Genomic DNA, 18,096 nt, shown 5'->3' with positions numbered 1-18,096 from the left:
AACCCGCATGGATTACACAAGACGAACGGGATAACGATGAAAAACCAAGCACATTTGATGACCAGGCTATCTACTGTCTCCGCACCGTGGTACGCCCAGCGCTGGCCGTGGCTGCTGATGCTGGGTCCGCTGGTGGTGGTGGCGGCGGCCAGTTATACCGGCTGGCTGGCATTTTCCCGGCAAGATGCGCTGGTGGAAGATGACTACTACAAGGAGGGCAATGCGATCAACCAGGATCTGCGGCGCGATGAGGAAGCAATACGGCGCGGCATCGCCGGGAACCTGCGCTATGACGCGAAAAGCGGTGTAATGAGCGGGGTCTTGCGCCATGCCGGCGGCCAGGCAGCAGCCTCGGACATGGCGCCTGAAGCGATGCCTGGCTTGCAGTTGCGCCTTATTCATTCGACCTTGCCCGGTAAAGATATCACCCTGTTTGTGCGGCCGGATGTCAACGGCAATTTCTCGGTGCGTTTGCCGCAACTGGAAAAGGCGCGCTGGCGGATCCTGATTGAAGACGCGCATCGCGATTGGCGCTTGCATGCCAACTGGTCCTGGCCGCAACAGGCTAGCGTCGACCTGGATCCGGTTGCAATGAAACCGGCGGACGATTGACGATGTAGCGCTATCGCTGACGTGGTTGACGTAGATAAAACACGGCGGCGACTGTTCCAGTCTGCGGACGGGGAAATTCGAGCGCGTTTTTGATCCAGCGCAAGTTGTTTCCAGAGATCTGCGTCAATATTCACAAAACAACATGATTGCCCTCTTGGTTTTGGCGAGGGCTAAAGCGCCATGAAAAATCCGACACCGGTTTGGCAACAAAAAGTCTTGATGCCAGCCGCGCTGCTGTTGTCGATTCCTGCTTTTTACCTGATCTTGGCAGGAATGGGGCCGCTTTACCGCAGCCTCGGCAGCGGGCTTTATGTGGTCGTCGCGGCATTGGTTGGCGCCGACCTGCTGCGACGGGACAAGATGAAGGAGCTGCGCGGAGGCGCGGTGCTGCTGGACGGGGTGATTTTTGTCGGCGCAGTCCTCAGCGTTTGGCCAGGCAATCCTCCCTGGCCCATGCTTGAATGGGTCTTGCGGATAGGTTATTGCGCCATCGTCTTCTTCCGCTTGCTGATGTTGTCGGGAAAGTATGTCGTGTCGTGCCGCTTGCTGCACGTAGTTGCATTCGCCGTCGCCGTGCTTGCCGTGGCAGGCGCCGGGTTCCTGTGGCTGGAGCCGCGGGTCCATACCTACGCCGACGGTGTCTGGCTGGCTTTCATTACCGGGGCAACAGTCGGGTATGGCGACCTGGTTCCATCGACACCGGCGTCCAGGATTTTTGCGGCTTTCATCGTATTGCTGGGCTACGCCTTATTTTCAGTGGTCACGGCCAACATATCCGCCATGCTGGTGGGTGAGGACGAACAGCGCCTGGAGCGCGAACTCCATGCCGACATGCGCATGCTGCGCAAGGAGATTTCGTTATTGCACAAAGAGTTGAAGTCTCCGTTTGCTGAAAGCCGCGGCAACGATCCAGAGAACGCCGGCAAGAAATTGAAACACGTTTGAACCGGCAGAAAGAAAACCACAATGAAAATCCAATTCCTGGGCGCCACCGGAACCGTGACTGGCTCAAAATACCTGCTGAGCGCCGGATCGGCAAAAATACTGGTCGATTGCGGCTTGTTCCAGGGGTATAAACAACTGCGCCTCCGCAACTGGGAACACATGCCGTTGCGGCCGTCCGAACTGGACGCGGTGATCCTGACCCACGCTCACCTGGACCATAGCGGCTATTTGCCGCTGCTGGTCAGGAACGGCTTCAAGGGCAAGATATTCTGCAGCGAAGCGACTTTCGACCTGTGCAAGATACTGCTTCCGGACAGCGGACATTTGCAAGAAGAAGAGGCCAGCTATGCGAATCGCCACGGCTTCTCGAAGCATAGTCCCGCCCTGCCTTTATACTCGGAAGCGGACGCGGTACGTGCATTGGCTTTTTTCTCGCCGGTCCACTTCGATACAGAATTTCAGGCATGCGCCGGCATGCGCGCGCGCCTGCTGCGCGCCGGCCATATCTTGGGCGCTGCCATCGTCGTGCTGAAAAGCGGCGATACGACCGTGACGTTTTCGGGCGATCTCGGGCGCCCCAACGACTTGATCATGCTGCCGCCTTCCATCGTCGAAAAGACAGACTACCTGGTAGTCGAATCTACGTACGGCAACCGCTGCCACGACCCGGCCGATCCCGCCATCCTGCTTGGTAAGACCATACGCGAAACCGCCGAACGCGGCGGTGTAACGATCATTCCGTCCTTTGCCGTGGGACGGGCCCAGGCTTTGCTGTACGCCATTCACCTGCTCAAGGAAAGCGGCGATATTCCGGCCGCTCTGCCGATCTACCTGAACAGCCCGATGGCGGTCAACGCCACCGCGATTTATCACCGGCACAGGCAAGACCATCGGCTCGACCACGCGCAATGCGAAGCCATGTTCCACGCGGCCAAGATCGTCAATAGCGTCGAGGAATCGATCGCCCTGAATAAAAGGCAGCAGCCGATGGTCATTGTCGCCGCCAGCGGCATGGCTACCGGCGGGCGGGTGCTGCATCATTTGAAGGCCTTTGCCCCTGATCCGCGCAATACGATCCTGTTTGCCGGCTACCAGGCTGGCGGCACACGCGGCGCTTCCATGGTGGGCGGCGCCGACGCCATCAAGATCCACGGTGAGTATGTGCCGTTGCGGGCACAGGTAAGCCAGATCGACAATATGTCGGCGCACGCTGACGCGAACGAGATACTGTCCTGGCTGTCGCATTTTTCAATCCCGCCCAGGCAGACATTCATTACGCATGGCGAGCCGGCGGCGGCGGACGGGTTGCGCAAACGGATCGAAGAAGAATTGCATTGGCCTTGCCGGCTGCCGGATTACCTGGAAAGCGTGGAGTTGCCATGAGCGGCATGCATTGTTGCCAGCCTGCGGCGGGCCAAAAAAACGGTAACCACGCGACGGATGCATTGCGGATGCGGCGCGTCGGCATCGATACCTATCAAGAACTGGTCGCCTATATGCGCAGCGACTGCGATATTTGCCGGTCCGAAGGTTTCGAGGCGCACTCAAGGGTGGAAGTCTGGCGCGGCGAGCGCCATATCGTCGCCACCCTCAACGTCGTGCATTTTCCCATGATTGCGATGCACGAAGTAGGATTGTCGGAAGCGGCCTGGCGTGCGCTCGGCGGCGCCGAGGGCGAGCCGGTACAGGTCAGGCACCCGGCGCCGATGCAGTCGTTTTCGTCGGTGCGGGCGAAAATCTACGGGCATCCGTTTACCTCCGATGGCGTTGCCGCGATTGTGGACGATATTGTCGCCGGCCGCTACTCGAACATCGAAATGGCGGCCCTTATCACTGCCTGCTCCGGCAGCCGCCTGGACATCGATGAAACCATAGGCTTGACTGACGCCATGGTGAAGGTCGGCCAGCGTTTGCAATGGCAGGCCGACATGGTAGTGGACAAGCATTGCGTCGGCGGCTTGCCGGGCAACCGCACCACCTTGCTGATCGTGCCCATCGTCGCTGCCTGCGGCCTGACCATTCCGAAAACCTCGTCACGCGCCATCACGTCACCGGCCGGCACCGCCGACACCATGGAAACCCTGGCGCCGGTAGCTCTGGACATCGAAACCATGCGGCGCGTGGTGGAGCGTGAAAACGGCTGCATCGCCTGGGGCGGCGCGGTCAGCCTCAGTCCTGCCGACGATCTCCTGATCCGGGTTGAACATCCCCTGGACCTCGATAGCGAAGGTTTGCTGGTCGCTTCCGTCCTGTCAAAGAAGATCGCGGCCGGCTCGACCCATGTCGTGATTGACTTGCCGGTAGGGCCGACCGCCAAGGTCCGGTCGCCGCAAGCCGCCATGGCGTTGGCAGAACGGCTGATCGCGGTGGGCGCGGCGTTGGGCATTGCCGTCAAGCCGGTGATGACCGACGGTTCCCAGCCGGTAGGATGCGGCATCGGCCCCGCGCTGGAGGCCCGCGATGTGCTGGCGATCTTGCAGAACGCGGCCGGGGCGCCGCAGGATCTGCGAGAGCGCGCTTTGCTGCTGGCCGCCAATGTACTAGAGCTGGGCGGCAAGGCTCAGGCGGGGCAGGGGCTGGCGCTGGCCGCTTCCGTGCTGGACAGCGGCGCTGCCTGGCGCAAATTCCAGGCCATTTGCGAAGCCCAGGGCGGCATGCGCATCCCATCCCAGGCGGCATATACCCACCCGGTCCTGTCGCGCCATCGCGGCCTGGTGATTGCCGTCGACAACCGACGCCTGGCCAGCGTTGCCAAGCTGGCGGGGGCTCCGAAGGCGGCTGCCGCCGGCATTGTTTTCCATGCGCCGATAGGCAGGCGCATGGAGGTCGGGCAGCCGTACCTGACCATCCATGCCGAGTCGCCGGGGGAGCTGGCCTACGCGCGTGCGTATGCCGAGGCCCAGGAAAACTTGATTTTGTTACAGGAGGTTTGATGAGACCCGTACTTTTCTCGATGCCAGGCAACGACGGCTTTGCCTCGCAGCTGCGCAGTATGTTAACTGCCGAAATTGGCGACATGCAGATGCATCATTTTCCGGACAAAGAGTCCTGCCCGCGCTTCATGACCGCCGTCGATGGGCGCAATGTGGTGCTGGCATGTGCGCTGGACCGGCCTGACGGCAAGATCATGGAGCTGTATCTGGCCGCCAGCGTTGCCCGCGAACTAGGCGCCCGCAGCGTCGGCCTGGTCATCCCCTACCTGCCTTACATGCGGCAAGATGCGCGCTTCATGGAGCAGGAGGGCGTGACCGCCAGTCATTTCGCGCGCCTGGTCTCCAGTTGCTGCGACTGGCTGGTGACGGTCGATCCGCATCTGCACCGGTATCGCGGCCTGGCCGAAATCTATACGGTTCCAAGCCGCGTTGTGCATGCGGCGCCTGAGCTGGCAAAGTGGATTGTCGCCAACGTGGCGCTGCCGGTGATCATCGGCCCGGACGCGGAAAGCGAACAATGGGTAGCCGCGGTGGCAGCCGCGGCGGGGTGCCCGCATACGGTATTGCACAAGAAGCGGCGCGGCGACAGCGAGGTCGAGGTTTCGATTCCCGATGTGGCGGAGTGGAGCGGCCGCACGCCGGTCCTGGTCGACGATATCGTCTCCACTGCGCGCACCATGGTTGCGGCGGTCAAGCAGGTCAAGGCCGCAGGCATGGCGCCGCCGGTATGCATCGCCGTCCATCCCCTGTTTGCGGGAGACGGCTATATCGCATTGCAGGTAGCCGGCGTCGAGCGTATCGTCAGCTGCAATACGATCGCCCATTCGAGCAACCGGATTGACATGGCAAAGCCGGTTGCGGCTGCCGTCGTGGATTTGCTGGGTGAACGCGGCTAGTGGACTGTAACAGCCCACTAGCCCGGGAGGATACGCGTGAGCGCAAGAAACCTGCAGTATTTTTTCGAGCCGCAGTCGATTGCCGTTATCGGCGCTTCTGAAAAGCCGAAGAGCGTAGGGACATGCGTGTTGCGGCATATAGTGCGGGGAAGCTTCAAGGGGCAAATCTTTCCGGTCAATCCCAAGTATGACCTGCTGGACGGCATCAAGACCTTTCGCAAACTGGATCAATTGCCGGCAGCGCCTGAGCTGGCCGTCATCTGTACTCCGGCGGCCACGGTGCCCAGGATCATCGGCCAGCTGGGCGCCCTGGGCAGCAAGGCGGTTATCGTGACGAGCGAAGCGGCCGATAGCGACGGCGATTTGCTGCAAGCCGCCATGCAGGCGGCGCGTCCGTATTTGCTGCGCATGATCGGCCCAGGCTCGGCCGGCATCATGGCGCCGGCAGTCGCGCTTAACGCCAGCTTGGTTGCCGGCGGAGCGCTGCCAGGACGGATAGCATTGCTGGCAGAATCCGGCGCGCTGGCTTGCGGCATGGCCGACTGGGCAAGTGCGCAGGGTATTGGCTTCTCCAAGGTGGTTGCGCTGGGCGGCAGCGCCGATGTCGACGTTGGCGACATGCTCGATTTCCTGGCCGGCGATGCCGGCACGCAGGCGATATTGCTGTGCGTCGAGCATATCCCGCATGCACGCAAGTTCATGTCGGCCGCCCGCGCCGCCGCCCGCAACAAGCCGGTCTTGGTGCTCAGGAGCGGCCTGTACGGCGCCGTCCCGGTTGCGATCTTCGACGCCGCGGTGCGCCGGGCTGGCATGCTGCGCGTCTTTTCTACCGAAGACCTGTTCAGCGCGGTCGAAACCCTGTCGCGGATCCGTCCACTCGACGGCCGCCGGCTGCTGGTGATTGGCAATGGCCGAGGACCGGGTTTGATGGCTTGCGACGCCCTGGTGCGCAGCGGCGGCAAGCCAGCGATGTTATCGGGCGAGACGGTGGAGAAACTTAAGCTGCTCCTGCTGGCAGCGGGAAGCAACGCTGTTCCTGTCGCGCTGCCGGCCAATGCGTCTGCGCTGCTGTACGGACAGGTGATGGAAGCCGTATCGGCCGAGCGCGGCGCGGACGCCTTGCTTGTCATCCATGCGCCGAGCGCACTGGAGTCCTGCACAGAGATCGCCAATGCCATCGCTTCCGTACGAACGAAAAGTGAACGCAACATTCTTTCTTGCTGGCTGGGCGGCGCTTCGCTGGATCCGGCCCGGCAGATTTGCGCGGCGGCCGGCATTCCCGCCTATGCGACGCCGGATTCAGCGGTATGCGGCTTCATGCAAATGGTGGATTTCCGGCGCAACCAGAATCTGCTGATGCAGGTGCCGCCGGCGGCATCGGCCGGTTTCATCGTGGACCGGGTGGCCGCGAACAGGATTGTCGAGGTTGCCTTGCGTGACAGCCGGCAGCATTTGTCGGCGACCGACACCGGCACGCTGCTAGCCGCTTACGGCATCGCGGTAAAGGAGGCGCCTCAGGCGAGCGACGCTCTGCCTGAGGCCACCGCACTGACAATCGGCCTTGCCATCGATCCTGTATTCGGCCCGGCTGTCGTCCTCAGGCAGAGCGGGAAAGATGGCCGGACGGAGACAAGCGCAGGCTTGCCGCCCCTGAACCTGGTGCTGGCGCGTGACATGGCCGCGCATGGCGGCGTGGCGGGATTGGCTGACGACGGGCTGCAACAATCCACCCCCGGCGCGGACCAGATTTGCCAGGTCCTGCTCAAGGTCTCGCGCTTGCTGACCGATATTCCCGAACTGGCCGAGCTTGAAATCGGCTTTCCGTCGCCAGGCGGCCAGGAAATGGCCGGCATGTACGCGCATGCCAGGGTGCAGCCGAGCGAGGCCGGCAGCGGCCTGCAGCGGCTGGCGATCTGCCCCTATCCGGATGACCTGGAAGAAATCGTTTGCTGGCAGGGCGCGCCGCTGCTGCTGCGGCCGATCCGGCCGGAAGACGGCGAGGCGCATGTGGCGTTCTTCAACGCCCTTGATCCAGAGGATGTGCGTTACCGCATGTTCGTCGGCATGCGCGCCTTGCAGCCGTCGCAGCTGGCGCGTTTCACGCAGATCGACTACGACCGTGAAATGGCGTTCATTGCGACCAGGCCAAGCGGCGACGGTAGCGCCGAGACGCTCGGCGTAGCCAGGGTGGTGGCGGATCCTGACAATATCCAGGCGGAATTTTCAGTGATCGTGCGTTCTGACCTGAAAGGACTTGGGCTTGGCCAGGTGCTGATGACAAAATTGATTGCGTATTGCCGCAGCCATGGCACCCGGGAGATGATCGGCGAAGCGTTGCCGCATAACGTCCGCATCCTGCATCTGGTAAAAAAGCTTGGTTTCGAGGTGAAACCGCTGGAACGCAACAACACCATGTGGCTGCGCCTGGATCTTCGGCCCGGGTTGCAGCGCTGATGGCGCGGCTCAGGTTTTAGCGGTCGCCGGGCCGGCCGGCTTGCCGGTTTTTTTTGCCATCAGCGCCGCTTCGCCGCCAAGCGCGATCTCTTTTAATTTCGAGAGGTCCAGGATCTGGATTTCCCGTTTGTCGACGGCGATCCAGCCTTTAACCCTGAAACTGGAAAGGAGCCGGCTGATGCTTTCGATCGTCAGGCCCAGGTAATTGCCGATGTCTTCCCGCGACATGCGGAACTGGAAATCGGTGGAGGAGTAGCCGCGCGCCAGGTACCGCGAGGACAGGTTGACCAGGAAAGCGGCAAAGCGCTGTTCGGCGCGCATGTTGCCGAGCAGGAGCATGACATTCTGGTCACGCGTGATTTCCTGGCTCATGATGCGGTGGAAATGATGCAGCAGGGTCGGGATATGGCTGAACAGTTCTTCCAGCCGCGAAAATGGAATCTCGCAGACCTCGCTGTCTTCCAGCGCGATGGCGTCGCAGTGGTGATGGTCGGAGCTGATGGCATCCATGCCGAGCAATTCGCCGGCCATCTGGAAGCCGGTAATCTGTTCTTCGCCATTGTTGCTTATATGGCAAGTCTTGAAGTGGCCGAAACGGATGGCGTAAAGGTTTTTGAACGGATCTCCCATCCGGTACAAATGCTGGTCGCGCTGGATCCGCTGTCCGCGTCCGATGATCTGGTCAAGGCGATCCATGTCGGCGTTGCCCAGTCCCATCGGCAGGCATAGCTGGTGCAGGCTGCAGCCCGCGCAACTTGCCTTCAGCACGGGGATATTGAGGAGCGGTGAGACGACTCTGGAAAAGGGCGTATTCATGGTTGGCGGGGGTATCTCGCATTCATCATTGGTTGGCTATCGGTTCCGCGCGCCTATTATCGGCCGGTGCAGCGTTCGCAAAGCAGCGGGGCGCATTGTATCGATATCTTGCTGCTGAATGTACACCGTATATGAATGATATACAAATCAGCGTCAGCCGCAATTGAATTAAGCGCCGTTTTCCTGCTTTTTCCGTGGCTCGACCTGTCAATAATGACAGCTGTCTTCTTTTTTGATGTGCATCAAATCCCGGTTTCCTGCTGCATCTATGATGGTTCCAGGGCGCGTAATCAACCGCGGCATGCGGTTCCGCACCGGCCAGCCCGGCGGGACTATCCTGGACCGGTACGGTCCTCAGCGTGCGTGATGGAACACCATGTTAAACCGATAATGGAGAAACGAGATGAAAAGCGATCGACAGTTAAGGCAGGACGTCATGGATGAGCTGGAATGGGATCCGTCTATCAATGACACCGATATTGGCGTCGAGGTCAAGGATGGCGTGGTGACTTTGGGTGGGCATCTGGGCAGCTATGCCGAGAAATATGCGGCCGAGCATGCGGTGCTGCGGGTTGCCGGCGTCAAGGGCGTCGCCGTCGAACTCGATGTCCGGCTGTCCGGGGCAAGCGAGCGGACAGACGCTGAAATTGTGCGCGCCACCGAGTTTGCGCTGGAATGGAATGTCCTGGTTCCGCCAGGTGCGGTGAAAGTCATGGTGGAAGACGGATGGGTGACGCTGAGCGGCGAGCTGGAGCGGGATTACCAGCGCGTGGCGGCAGGAAAGGCGGTCCGCAACCTGATGGGAGTGACCGGCGTCAGCAATCAGATCGCGGTCAAGCCTGCCGTGCTGCCGAGCGACATCAAGGTCAAGATCGAAGCTGCTTTGCAACGGCGCGCTCACATTGAAACACAGCGTCTTACCGTCGTCGTCAACGGTGATCAGGTGACGCTTACCGGGCCGGTGCGTTCATGGTCGGAGCGCTACGCCGCATTGCAGGCAGCCGCAGCGGCGTCTGGCGTTGTGCGCGTGGTCGATAAAATGGTGATTGCCTAGGAAGAACGGGCGGATGGCAGCATCCGCCTTCAATCTCAATCGCGTTCTGCCATGCCGGGTCCGGCGGCAGAACGCTTTTCTTTCAGTGCGCCATCAAGACCGGCACCGTCATCGATTCCAGGATCGTATGCGTCACGCCTCCCAGCATAATTTCGCGGAAGCGCTTATGGCCGTATCCCCCCATCACGATCAGGTCGGCGCCGAAATCTGCGGCATGTGACAGCAATGCGTTGCCGGTATCGATATCTTTCGGCATGGCCTGTTCCGAGACCTCGACCTTGATGCCGTGGCGCGCCAGGTAAAGGGCGATGTCGGCCCCCGGCTGCTCGCCATGGGCGCCGGATGGATTGCCCCTGCCAAGCACCACAACCTGCACCAGATCGGCCTGCTGTAGCAGGGGGATTGATGCGCTGACGGCGCGCGTCGCTTCCACGCTCGCATCCCACGCCACCAGCACCCTTTTCCCGCATGCAGGAAAGTGGCCGGCATAGGGCACGATCAGCACTGGCCGACCGCAATTCAACAGCACATATTCGGGGAAATCGGCGCGCAGCACAGCGGAATAGTCGGCGGGGTTGACCTGGCCGATCACCACCAGGTCGCTGTAGCGTGCCTGCAGGCACAGGCCGGCGCCTGCATCGTCTTCGACCAGGCGTTTTTCGAATGATTTGACGTCCATTTTCCAGGCTGCGGATTCAAATTCCGCCAGCCGGCTTGCCGCTTGTTCGCGCAATTCGCTCATTGCCGGCTCGAGCAGCGCCAGGTTGCTTTCGCCGATGACTCCAGGCATGAGAAACTGCGGCGCAACGCCGGTCGCCGCGGCGCCGATCAGATGCGCGCCGTGTTTTTGGGCAAGCAATGCGGCAATCCTGATCTGCTCCTGGCCGCGCCGCGATTCGTCCACGTGCACGAGGATAGTCTTGTAGTCCATGTGAGGCCTCTCTGGTCGATCAAAGCAGGAAATCCGCCTTGAGAAAATATTTACGCGCAAACGCCAGCAATTGCGGGTCGCCGGGATGGCCTACGGTTTCCACGCCAACGATTTTTTCCGCCAGTTGGTGCTTGTGCCTTAGCAAATGCTTGATAAAGGCCATCTTTTCCAGGCCGGGCCCTACGATCAGGATCTGAAGGGTTTGCGGCAGTGCATTGGCAATGGCGTCAAAGTAGGGCGCCTGTTCTACTGCATCCGGTATCCTGGAATGCATTTCGGAGGCGTATGGATTCACATGCCTGGAATGTATCTTGATGGTTTCGTGTGCGGCCGCATCTGGGCTGAACGCGATGATATGGGCTTCTGCATGGTCGAGCCATACGACGATGTGATTGAATGACATGGGACGTCCTTGCAAAAAAATGCATCAGGCGCCAGGCTCGGGACCTTGGCGCTGGCTGTTTTCCATCTCGACCTGGCAATGCCGGCAACGCTCTGCCGTGGGATGTATCCGCAGCCGTTGTGGCGCAATCGTTGCGCCGCACGCGATGCAGATACCGTAGGTATGCGACTTGATGCGCCGTAGCGCGGCCTGTATCTTTTCCGCTTCCGCGGGCTTGTGCAGCAACAAGGCGATTTCGGCATCGGTCAGCAATTCTGCGGCAATGGCATCGTCCTTGCCGCTGTGCTTGAAATGCGCCTGGTCGGTCGAATTCTCGTGCGAACGGATGGCTTCCAGTATGTATTTCCGGCGCCGTTGCAGCTGGCTTTCGACTTGCCCTGTCAGACGAGAAGAGATCATTTCTGCCTCATCGGAAAATGAAGAATCGGTTATGAGCTTAATTCGGTGAGCGAAGGAGATATTGATGTAAATCAAAATCCGCATCGTTTCCGGCTTCAGGGCTGCAATACATACAGTCCGGGAGCTTTCCCCAGGTTCGTGAGCATGGCCGGCGGCCTGGCTTGCTTGCCGGAACGGGCGGCCAGCCAGGCTTCCCAGGCCGGCCACCACGAGCCATCTTGCTGTGCGGCATCGCGTTGCCAGGCGTCGGCATCGACAAAGGGGCCGTCCTTGGCGCGGATAGCGACCTGGTAGCTGCGATGCGGGTGGCCGGGCGGCGAAACCACGCCGGCGTTATGGCCGCCTGAAGTCAGCAAAAATGTCACTTCGGCATCGGTCAGCAGGTGTATCTTGAATACCGATCGCCACGGCGCCACGTGATCGGTGAGCGTGCCTACCGCAAACAGAGGGATATGCAGGTCGGCCAGCGCAATCGGCCTGCCGTCGGTGAGATAACGGCCTTCGGCCAGGTCGTTATGCAAGAACAGCCGGCGCAGGTATTCGCTGTGCATGCGGTAAGGCATGCGGGTGGCGTCTGCATTCCACGCCATCAGGTCGTTCTTGTTTTCGGCGATGCCGCGCAAATACTGGTTCAGGCGGCGCGACCAGACCAGGTCGTTCGAGCGCAGCAGCTGGAACGCGCCCGCCATTTGCTTGCCGTCCAGGTAGCCGCGTTCCCACATGACAGCCTCAAGGAAGCCGATCTGGCTTTCATCGATGAACAGCGACAATTCGCCCGGCTCTGTGAAATCGGTCTGCGCGGCGAACAGGCTCATGCTGGCCAGGCGCCGGTCGCCGTCGCGCGCCATGCTTGCCGCGGCAATCGCCAGCAAGGTGCCGCCCAGGCAATAACCGACGCCATTGACTTGCGCCGAGCCGGTGATGCCTGTAACCGCATCGATCGTTGCCATCACTCCCAGCTTGCGGTAATCCTCCATCGACAGTTCACGGTCTTCGGTGAGCGGATTTTTCCAGGAGATCATGAACACGGTATAGCCCTTGTCGACCAGGTACTTGACCAGGGAATCCTGCGGCGACAGGTCGAGGATGTAGTATTTCATGATCCATGCCGGGACGAACAGGAGCGGGACAGCGTGCACCCGCGCGGTGCTTGGCGTGTATTGGATCAACTCGATCAGGTGGTTGCGGAAGACGACTTTTCCCGGCGTCACGGCCATGTTTTCACCGACCTTGAATGCCTCGTCCGGCGCATGTCCTGCCGCAGCTTGCGTCAGGTCAGCCATGGCCAGCCGGGCTCCATGCACCAGGCTGAGGCCGTTGCTATGCAGCGCATCTTGCTGGACCACCGGATTGGTGGAAATGAAATTCGATGGCGCCAGCATGTCCAGGACTTGCCGCGCCGTGAATGTCACGACATCCTCGTGATGCCGGGAAACGCCGGGAATCCCCGTGGTTGCGCGATGCCACCATTGCTGGTTGAGCAGAAAACCCTGCGCGATAAGGTTGAAGGGCCAGCGCTCCCAGGCCGGGTCGGAGAAACGCCGGTCCTGCGGCAGCGGTTCAATGCAATGCGCAATGCCGGTAGAGCCCGGGATGGAGGCCGCGGCAGCATACCGCGACCATCGCCACAGGTTTTCGCACGCCTTTTGCAGCAACCCGGCTTGTTCCGCCGGCGCCAGCTGGAAATGCGCCAGCCAGTCGAAGTAGGCGTTGCCCAATGCCGCAGGAGAGAGGCCGCCGGTAAATTTGGCCAGGGCGGCGCTGGCGATCATGTCTTGCTGGACAGCCTGGCCGCGCGGCGCATCGGATTGCCTGGACACTGCGCCTAACCATGCGCTGGCCAGGCGTTCTGTTCCGGCGGACTGTTTTTTTCGATTCATGGCGCGCTTCCTCATACGGATGGTGCCCAGCATAACCACGGCCAGGCGGAAGAATTTGATCCAGATCAATTCAGGCGGAAAGGGTTGCTACTAGAGTGGCTTACATACGTCGGGTAAAACGGATTGGGGAATGAAATGAAGAGCGCCAAGGACACATATCTGGAGAACATTGCAACGCTGGCGGATCTGTTTGACTGGCGGGTCAGGCAGACGCCCGAAAACGAAGCATATCGTCACTTCAATCCCGAGACGGGACATTGGCGCTCCCATAGCTGGGGGCAGATCGGCGAACGCGTCAGGACTTGGCGCAGCGCGCTGGCCGCCTTGCGTTTCCCGGTTGGCGCACGGATTGCGGTATTGCTTCCCAACGGCATCGACGCGGTCTGCATCGACCAGGCCAGCCTGGCGCTGGGACTGGTTCCCGTGCCTATGCATGCGCTCGACAATCCGGCCAGCATCGCGTACATCGTCAAGGATTGCGACGCCGCCATGCTGGTGGTGTCCACCCGTGCGCAATGGGAAGCTATCGCCGCGGTCGGCGAAACAATGCCGCTATTAAAGCTGGTGCTGGTGACGGAAGACGGCAATTTCGCCGGCCATCACTCGCCGCTGCATTCCCAGGGACTGGTGATCGCCTTGCCGGCCTGGCTGGCCGGCGGCAGCTTGCCCAGCAATGCCAGCCGACCGGCGATGACGGGCGAGGCGCTGGCGGCGATCGTCTATACCTCGGGAACCACGGGCAGGCCAAAGGGAGTCATGTTGACGCACGATAATGTCCTGTCGAATATCCGGGCGATGATGGCCAGGGTAACGGTGAGCGCATCGGATGTGTTCCTGTCGTTCTTGCCGCTGTCGCATACCTTTGAACGTACTGTCGGTTACTACCTGCCGGTTGCCGCCGGCAGCTGTGTCGCTTACGTCAGGTCCATTGCCCAGATTCCGCAAGACCTGAAAATCGTCCGGCCGACGGTACTGGTCTCGGTGCCGCGCATCTACGAACGGTCGCACGTCAAATTGCTGGAGACGCTGGCCGGTTCCAGCCGCATGGCGCAAGGATTGTTCGCACTGGCGCAAACAGTCGGCTGGCGGCGGTTTTGCCGCAGCCAGCACCTGCCGAGCGCCGGCGGGTCCCCGCGCTGGCTGGATGCGCTGTTGTTTCCAGTCTTGCGGCGGCTAGTGGCGCGCAAGGTGTTGGCCCAGTTCGGCGGCCGCCTGCGTATCGCCGTGTGCGGCGGCGCGCCCTTGCCGCAAGCGGTGGCGGAATGTTTTCTTGGACTGGGCTTGCCCTTGGTGCAGGGTTACGGCATGACCGAGACCTCGCCGGTGGTTGCCTGCAATACGCCAACCGACAACTGGCCTGCCACTGTCGGCAAGCCGCTGGCAGGTGTCGCGGTGCGTATCGGCGATAACCAGGAGTTGCAGGTGCGCGGCGGCAGCGTCATGGCCGGTTATTGGAAACGCCCCGAAGAAAGCGCCAAGGCAATGACTGCGGATGGCTGGCTGCGTACCGGAGACCAGGCGGCGATGGAGGGTGGGCGCATCCGCATCATCGGCAGGATCAAGGAGATCATCGTCACCTCCACCGGCGAGAAAGTTTCACCGGCGGACCTGGAGCTGGCGATCACGGCTGACCCATTGTTTGAACAGGCTTTCGTACTGGGCGACAACCGCCCGTTCATCGCAGCTTTTGTGGTCTTGAACCAGGCCGGATTGGCCGCACTGTCGCATCAGCTGCAGCTGGATGCAAGCGCAAGCGCTACCGTCGACTCGCCGCTGCTGCGGGATGCCGTCCTGCGTAGAGTGCAGCAGGCCAGCATGCGGTTTCCAGCCTACGCGGTGCCGCGCGTGGTTCGCATTGCGGCGCAGCCATGGTCGCTGCAAAACGGCTTGATGACGCCGACATTGAAACTCAAGCGCAATGCATTGCTGGCGCATTTTCATGCCGACATCGATAATATCTACGCGCCGCGCACGCCGGTCCAGGCATTGGACGATGTGGTGGACACCATCGTCAGCTAGGAACGGAGGATCGCCAGTGCGTGCCGGGCTGCGATCCATTCTTCATTGGTGGGCTCCACAGCCACCGCGACCTGGCTGTCGGCAGAAGAGATCAATGGCGAGTTGCATTGATTGGCATCCTGGTCAAGGCGTACGCCGAGGAACGCCAGGTCTCGGCAAACGCGGCTGCGGATCTCCGCGCTGTGTTCGCCGATGCCGGCGGTAAATGCCAGCAGGTCGAGACCGCCCAGCACGGCCGCCAGTGCGCCGATCTCTCGGACGATGCGTCGCACGTACAAGTCCAGTGCGGCGCGCACCTGGTCGCCGACGGCATCCTGCCGCCGCTCTTGGGCAAACAATGCAGGGGGATCCGGTGATACGCCCGAGACGCCGAGCAAGCCGGATTCGTGATAAAGCAGGTTGGCTACCTGTTCCAGGCTCAACTTCTCGATTTCCATCAGGTAGAGCACGGCTCCCGGATCGAGCGCGCCACAGCGGGTGCCCATCATCAATCCGTCCAGCGCTGAAAATCCCATGGTGGTGCCGACGCTGCGCAATGCTTTCATCGCACACAGGCTGGCGCCGCTGCCCAGGTGGGCGGCAATTACGCGGCCGTGGGATGCGGCGCCAAACCGTTCTTCCAGCGCCACCGACATATATTCATAGGACAGGCCATGAAAACCGTAGCGGCGCAAGCCGCGCTCCCATAGCGTATAGGGCAGCGGCAGCATCTGCTCGACCTGGGGCAGGGTGTGGTGGAATGCGGTGTCGAAACAGGCCACCTGCAGCAGTCCGGGCTGGCTGGCCAGCAATACCTCGATGGCTTCCAGTGCAAACGGCTGATGCAAGGGCGCCAGCGGAATGTAGTTCTTCAAGTCCGCCAGCACTTCCGAATCGATCCTGGTCGGCGCGGAATATTTGCTGCCGCCATGGACTACGCGGTGCGCCACCGCGCATAAGCGGCGCGCGCCCAGGTGAACGGCCACCCGTTCGCGTATATGCATCAGGGCGCTGTGGTAGGGCTGCGCCGCATCCAGCGCCAACGGCGCGGATGCGACGCCGGATTCGACATGGCTTGGCTTGGCGCCGCCTATGCCTTCGACTTTGCCCTTCCATTCGGCCTGCCGCGGCAGCACGGCGGGCGCGGCGTCGAACAGGGCAAATTTGATGCTGGACGAACCGCAATTGAGCACCAGGATGAATCCGGCGCTGTTGGACGGCAGGGTTGCGGCCGCGTTCATTGCGGATGGCTGCGGTAATGGTGGGCCAGCATCAAGGCGATGGCGCAAGACGCGATGCGGGTTTCACGCGAATCGGCGCGGCTGGTCAGGATGACCGGCACCTTGGCGCCAAGCACGATGCCGGCGCTGGCGGCGTCGCCCAGGTACTCCAGCTGCTTGGCCAGCATGTTGCCGCTTTCCAGGTCCGGCACCACCAGGATGTCGGCACGGCCGGCGACTTCCGAGACAATGCCCTTGATGCTGGCGGCGGCAACGGAGACGGCGTTATCGAAAGCCAGGGGACCGTCCAGCAGGGCGCCGGAAATCTGGCCGCGTTCTGCCATCTTGCACAGTATTGCCGCATCCAGCGTCGCCGGCATGCGCGGATTGACGGTTTCCACCGCCGCCAGGATCGCTACCCGCGGACAAGCGACGCCGATCACATGCGCCAGGTCGATGGCGTTGCGCACGATATCTGCCTTGTCATCCAGGGTCGGGGCAATGTTGATGGCGGCGTCGGTGATGATGAAAGGGCGCGGATAGGCGGCGGTTTGCATCAGGTAGCAATGGCTGATGCGGCGTTTGGTGCGCAGTCCAGCAGCCGCGGCCACGATGGCTTCCATCAGTTCGTCGGTATGCAGGCTGCCTTTCATGATTGCTTCGACTTCGCCCTTGCCGGCCATTTCCGCAGCGCGCGCGGCAGCCGCATGGCTATGCGGGACATCTTCAATGAAGATGTCCGCCAGGTCCAGCCCGGCGGCGCTGGCGACTGCTTCGAGCTTGGCTCGCGGCGCCACCAGCAGCGGTACGATCAGGCCGGCCCGGTGCGCATCCAGCGCAGCCGACAGGCTCGGTTCGTCGCAGGGATGGGCCACCGCGACACGGATCGGGCTCAAGGACTTCACATGGTCCAGCAAGCGCTGCACGTTGTCGCCGGAGCTGATCCGGACTTCCGGCAAGGTCATCCTGGTGTACGCGATCTTTTCGGCGGGCGCAATCACTTCGGCATCGCCTTCGATCGTTATCTTGCCGTCCTGGTTGATACATGAACAGCTGAGGCTAAGCTGCTTTTTCTCGGGGTCGCGCGCGGTCACAACGACATTGATGGTCAGGGTATCGCCCACCCGTACCGGATGCAGGAACCGCAAAGTCTGCGCCAGATACACCGTACCCGGCCCGGGCAGGCGGGTGCCAAGCACTGCTGAAATCAGCGATGCGCCCCACATGCCATGGGCGATGACGCCATGGAAACGGCTGGCTGCGGCGAATGCCGGATCGAGGTGCTGGGGATTGACGTCGCCGGACATGACGGCGAACAGCTGGATATCTTCGGTGCTCAGCTTGCGTTCCATGCTGGCGCTGTCGCCGACGGCGATCTCGTCGAAAGTCAGGTTGTGGAGTATGCGTAAATCGTCGTGGAAGGCGGCGTGAGAAGTATCGGTCATGTTAGTCAAAAGTAGATTGAACGAGAGTCCGGTGGCAGGAAGCAGGCCGGACGCCGTGGTATATCCAAAGCATAACAATAGGGATACAAAAGATTTTGATGCAGATCAAC

At 61.4% G+C, this 18,096-nt stretch carries 15 protein-coding genes; 8 read left to right on the top strand and 7 right to left on the bottom strand.

The genetic code is table 11. The features are described 5' to 3' along the window. The first annotated feature begins 36 nt into the window (after nucleotides 1-36). The 6 genes from BM062_RS19585 to BM062_RS19560 all read left to right on the top strand — a co-directional run bounded on the left by BM062_RS19585 (nucleotide 37) and on the right by BM062_RS19560 (nucleotide 7,840). On the top strand, nucleotides 37-612 hold the full coding sequence (locus tag BM062_RS19585) for a FixH family protein (protein ID WP_254785169.1): 576 nt from the start codon (nucleotides 37-39) through the stop codon (nucleotides 610-612). Between the two features lie 180 nt (nucleotides 613-792). Then, nucleotides 793-1,557 (top strand): potassium channel family protein, encoded by a 765-nt coding sequence (locus BM062_RS19580; RefSeq protein WP_092399930.1) that lies wholly within the window; start codon nucleotides 793-795, stop codon nucleotides 1,555-1,557. 21 nt (nucleotides 1,558-1,578) lie between these two features. Beyond that, complete coding sequence (locus tag BM062_RS19575) at nucleotides 1,579-2,940, top strand: MBL fold metallo-hydrolase RNA specificity domain-containing protein (protein ID WP_092399928.1); 1,362 nt, start codon at nucleotides 1,579-1,581, stop codon at nucleotides 2,938-2,940. A 5-nt stretch (nucleotides 2,941-2,945) separates the two neighbouring features. Continuing rightward, entirely contained in the window at nucleotides 2,946-4,490 is a 1,545-nt protein-coding gene (locus BM062_RS19570) for a thymidine phosphorylase family protein (protein WP_092399984.1), read from the top strand. Then, entirely contained in the window at nucleotides 4,490-5,386 is an 897-nt protein-coding gene (locus tag BM062_RS19565; RefSeq protein WP_092399926.1) for a ribose-phosphate pyrophosphokinase, read from the top strand. The genes BM062_RS19570 and BM062_RS19565 overlap by 1 nt, the downstream gene beginning before the upstream one ends. Before the next feature lie 36 nt (nucleotides 5,387-5,422). Beyond that, the gene (locus BM062_RS19560) at nucleotides 5,423-7,840 is read left to right on the top strand and encodes a bifunctional acetate--CoA ligase family protein/GNAT family N-acetyltransferase (RefSeq protein ID WP_092399924.1); all 2,418 of its coding nucleotides are present in this window, start codon (nucleotides 5,423-5,425) and stop codon (nucleotides 7,838-7,840) included. Nucleotides 7,841-7,849: 9 nt separating this feature from the next. Here BM062_RS19560 and fnr read toward each other — a convergent pair whose 3' ends face one another. Next, nucleotides 7,850-8,656, bottom strand: coding sequence for a fumarate/nitrate reduction transcriptional regulator Fnr (gene fnr / locus BM062_RS19555; protein WP_092399922.1), 807 nt, complete (start codon nucleotides 8,654-8,656; stop codon nucleotides 7,850-7,852). A 403-nt stretch (nucleotides 8,657-9,059) separates the two neighbouring features. On the opposite strand from fnr, the gene BM062_RS19550 reads away from it, so the two are divergent. Next, nucleotides 9,060-9,710 carry a BON domain-containing protein gene (locus BM062_RS19550; protein ID WP_092399920.1) on the top strand — a complete coding sequence of 217 codons (651 nt, stop codon included), beginning with the start codon at nucleotides 9,060-9,062 and terminating at the stop codon, nucleotides 9,708-9,710. 82 nt (nucleotides 9,711-9,792) lie between these two features. On the opposite strand, the gene BM062_RS19545 is transcribed toward BM062_RS19550, so the two are convergent. The 4 genes from BM062_RS19545 to BM062_RS19530 form a co-directional block, all read right to left on the bottom strand. Further along, a complete protein-coding gene (locus BM062_RS19545) occupies nucleotides 9,793-10,641 on the bottom strand; it encodes a universal stress protein (RefSeq protein ID WP_092399918.1) in 849 nt (282 codons plus the stop codon). 19 nt (nucleotides 10,642-10,660) lie between these two features. After that, a complete protein-coding gene (locus BM062_RS19540) occupies nucleotides 10,661-11,044 on the bottom strand; it encodes a hypothetical protein (protein ID WP_092399916.1) in 384 nt (127 codons plus the stop codon). Between the two features lie 24 nt (nucleotides 11,045-11,068). Beyond that, nucleotides 11,069-11,443 (bottom strand): TraR/DksA family transcriptional regulator, encoded by a 375-nt coding sequence (locus tag BM062_RS19535; protein WP_175501092.1) that lies wholly within the window; start codon nucleotides 11,441-11,443, stop codon nucleotides 11,069-11,071. A gap of 95 nt (nucleotides 11,444-11,538) precedes the next feature. Next, a complete protein-coding gene (locus BM062_RS19530; RefSeq protein WP_092399982.1) occupies nucleotides 11,539-13,323 on the bottom strand; it encodes a PHA/PHB synthase family protein in 1,785 nt (594 codons plus the stop codon). A 135-nt stretch (nucleotides 13,324-13,458) separates the two neighbouring features. Here BM062_RS19530 and BM062_RS19525 point away from each other — a divergent pair, with 135 nt between their 5' ends. Beyond that, nucleotides 13,459-15,342: an AMP-dependent synthetase/ligase gene (locus tag BM062_RS19525; RefSeq protein WP_092399912.1), complete on the top strand. Its 1,884-nt coding sequence runs from the start codon at nucleotides 13,459-13,461 to the stop codon at nucleotides 15,340-15,342. Here the strand turns inward: BM062_RS19525 and BM062_RS19520 are convergent. After that, complete coding sequence (locus BM062_RS19520; protein WP_092399910.1) at nucleotides 15,339-16,562, bottom strand: acetate/propionate family kinase; 1,224 nt, start codon at nucleotides 16,560-16,562, stop codon at nucleotides 15,339-15,341. The genes BM062_RS19525 and BM062_RS19520 overlap by 4 nt on opposite strands. Next, the gene (locus BM062_RS19515) at nucleotides 16,559-17,986 is read right to left on the bottom strand and encodes a bifunctional enoyl-CoA hydratase/phosphate acetyltransferase (protein WP_092399908.1); all 1,428 of its coding nucleotides are present in this window, start codon (nucleotides 17,984-17,986) and stop codon (nucleotides 16,559-16,561) included. The genes BM062_RS19520 and BM062_RS19515 overlap by 4 nt, the downstream gene beginning before the upstream one ends. Nucleotides 17,987-18,096 lie beyond the last annotated feature (110 nt).

The organism is Collimonas sp. OK412 (genome assembly GCF_900112135.1).
GTDB lineage: Bacteria > Pseudomonadota > Gammaproteobacteria > Burkholderiales > Burkholderiaceae_D > Collimonas > Collimonas rhizosphaerae.
The sequence above is the reverse complement of the archived record's forward strand: the minus strand, read 5'-3'. Positions and strand labels throughout refer to the sequence as shown.

Bases quoted from the DNA above. Each gene is read 5' to 3' on its own strand.
- BM062_RS19585 (WP_254785169.1), top strand. From the start codon at position 37: ATGAAAAACCAAGCACATTTGATGACCAGGCTATCTACTGTCTCCGCA.
- BM062_RS19580 (WP_092399930.1), top strand. From the start codon at position 793: ATGAAAAATCCGACACCGGTTTGGCAACAAAAAGTCTTGATGCCAGCC.
- BM062_RS19575 (WP_092399928.1), top strand. From the start codon at position 1,579: ATGAAAATCCAATTCCTGGGCGCCACCGGAACCGTGACTGGCTCAAAA.
- BM062_RS19570 (WP_092399984.1), top strand. From the start codon at position 2,946: ATGCATTGTTGCCAGCCTGCGGCGGGCCAAAAAAACGGTAACCACGCG.
- BM062_RS19565 (WP_092399926.1), top strand. From the start codon at position 4,490: ATGAGACCCGTACTTTTCTCGATGCCAGGCAACGACGGCTTTGCCTCG.
- fnr (WP_092399922.1), bottom strand. From the start codon at position 8,656: ATGAATACGCCCTTTTCCAGAGTCGTCTCACCGCTCCTCAATATCCCC.
- BM062_RS19550 (WP_092399920.1), top strand. From the start codon at position 9,060: ATGAAAAGCGATCGACAGTTAAGGCAGGACGTCATGGATGAGCTGGAA.
- BM062_RS19545 (WP_092399918.1), bottom strand. From the start codon at position 10,641: ATGGACTACAAGACTATCCTCGTGCACGTGGACGAATCGCGGCGCGGC.
- BM062_RS19540 (WP_092399916.1), bottom strand. From the start codon at position 11,044: ATGTCATTCAATCACATCGTCGTATGGCTCGACCATGCAGAAGCCCAT.
- BM062_RS19535 (WP_175501092.1), bottom strand. From the start codon at position 11,443: ATGATCTCTTCTCGTCTGACAGGGCAAGTCGAAAGCCAGCTGCAACGG.
- BM062_RS19530 (WP_092399982.1), bottom strand. From the start codon at position 13,323: ATGAATCGAAAAAAACAGTCCGCCGGAACAGAACGCCTGGCCAGCGCA.
- BM062_RS19525 (WP_092399912.1), top strand. From the start codon at position 13,459: ATGAAGAGCGCCAAGGACACATATCTGGAGAACATTGCAACGCTGGCG.
- BM062_RS19520 (WP_092399910.1), bottom strand. From the start codon at position 16,562: ATGAACGCGGCCGCAACCCTGCCGTCCAACAGCGCCGGATTCATCCTG.
- BM062_RS19515 (WP_092399908.1), bottom strand. From the start codon at position 17,986: ATGACCGATACTTCTCACGCCGCCTTCCACGACGATTTACGCATACTC.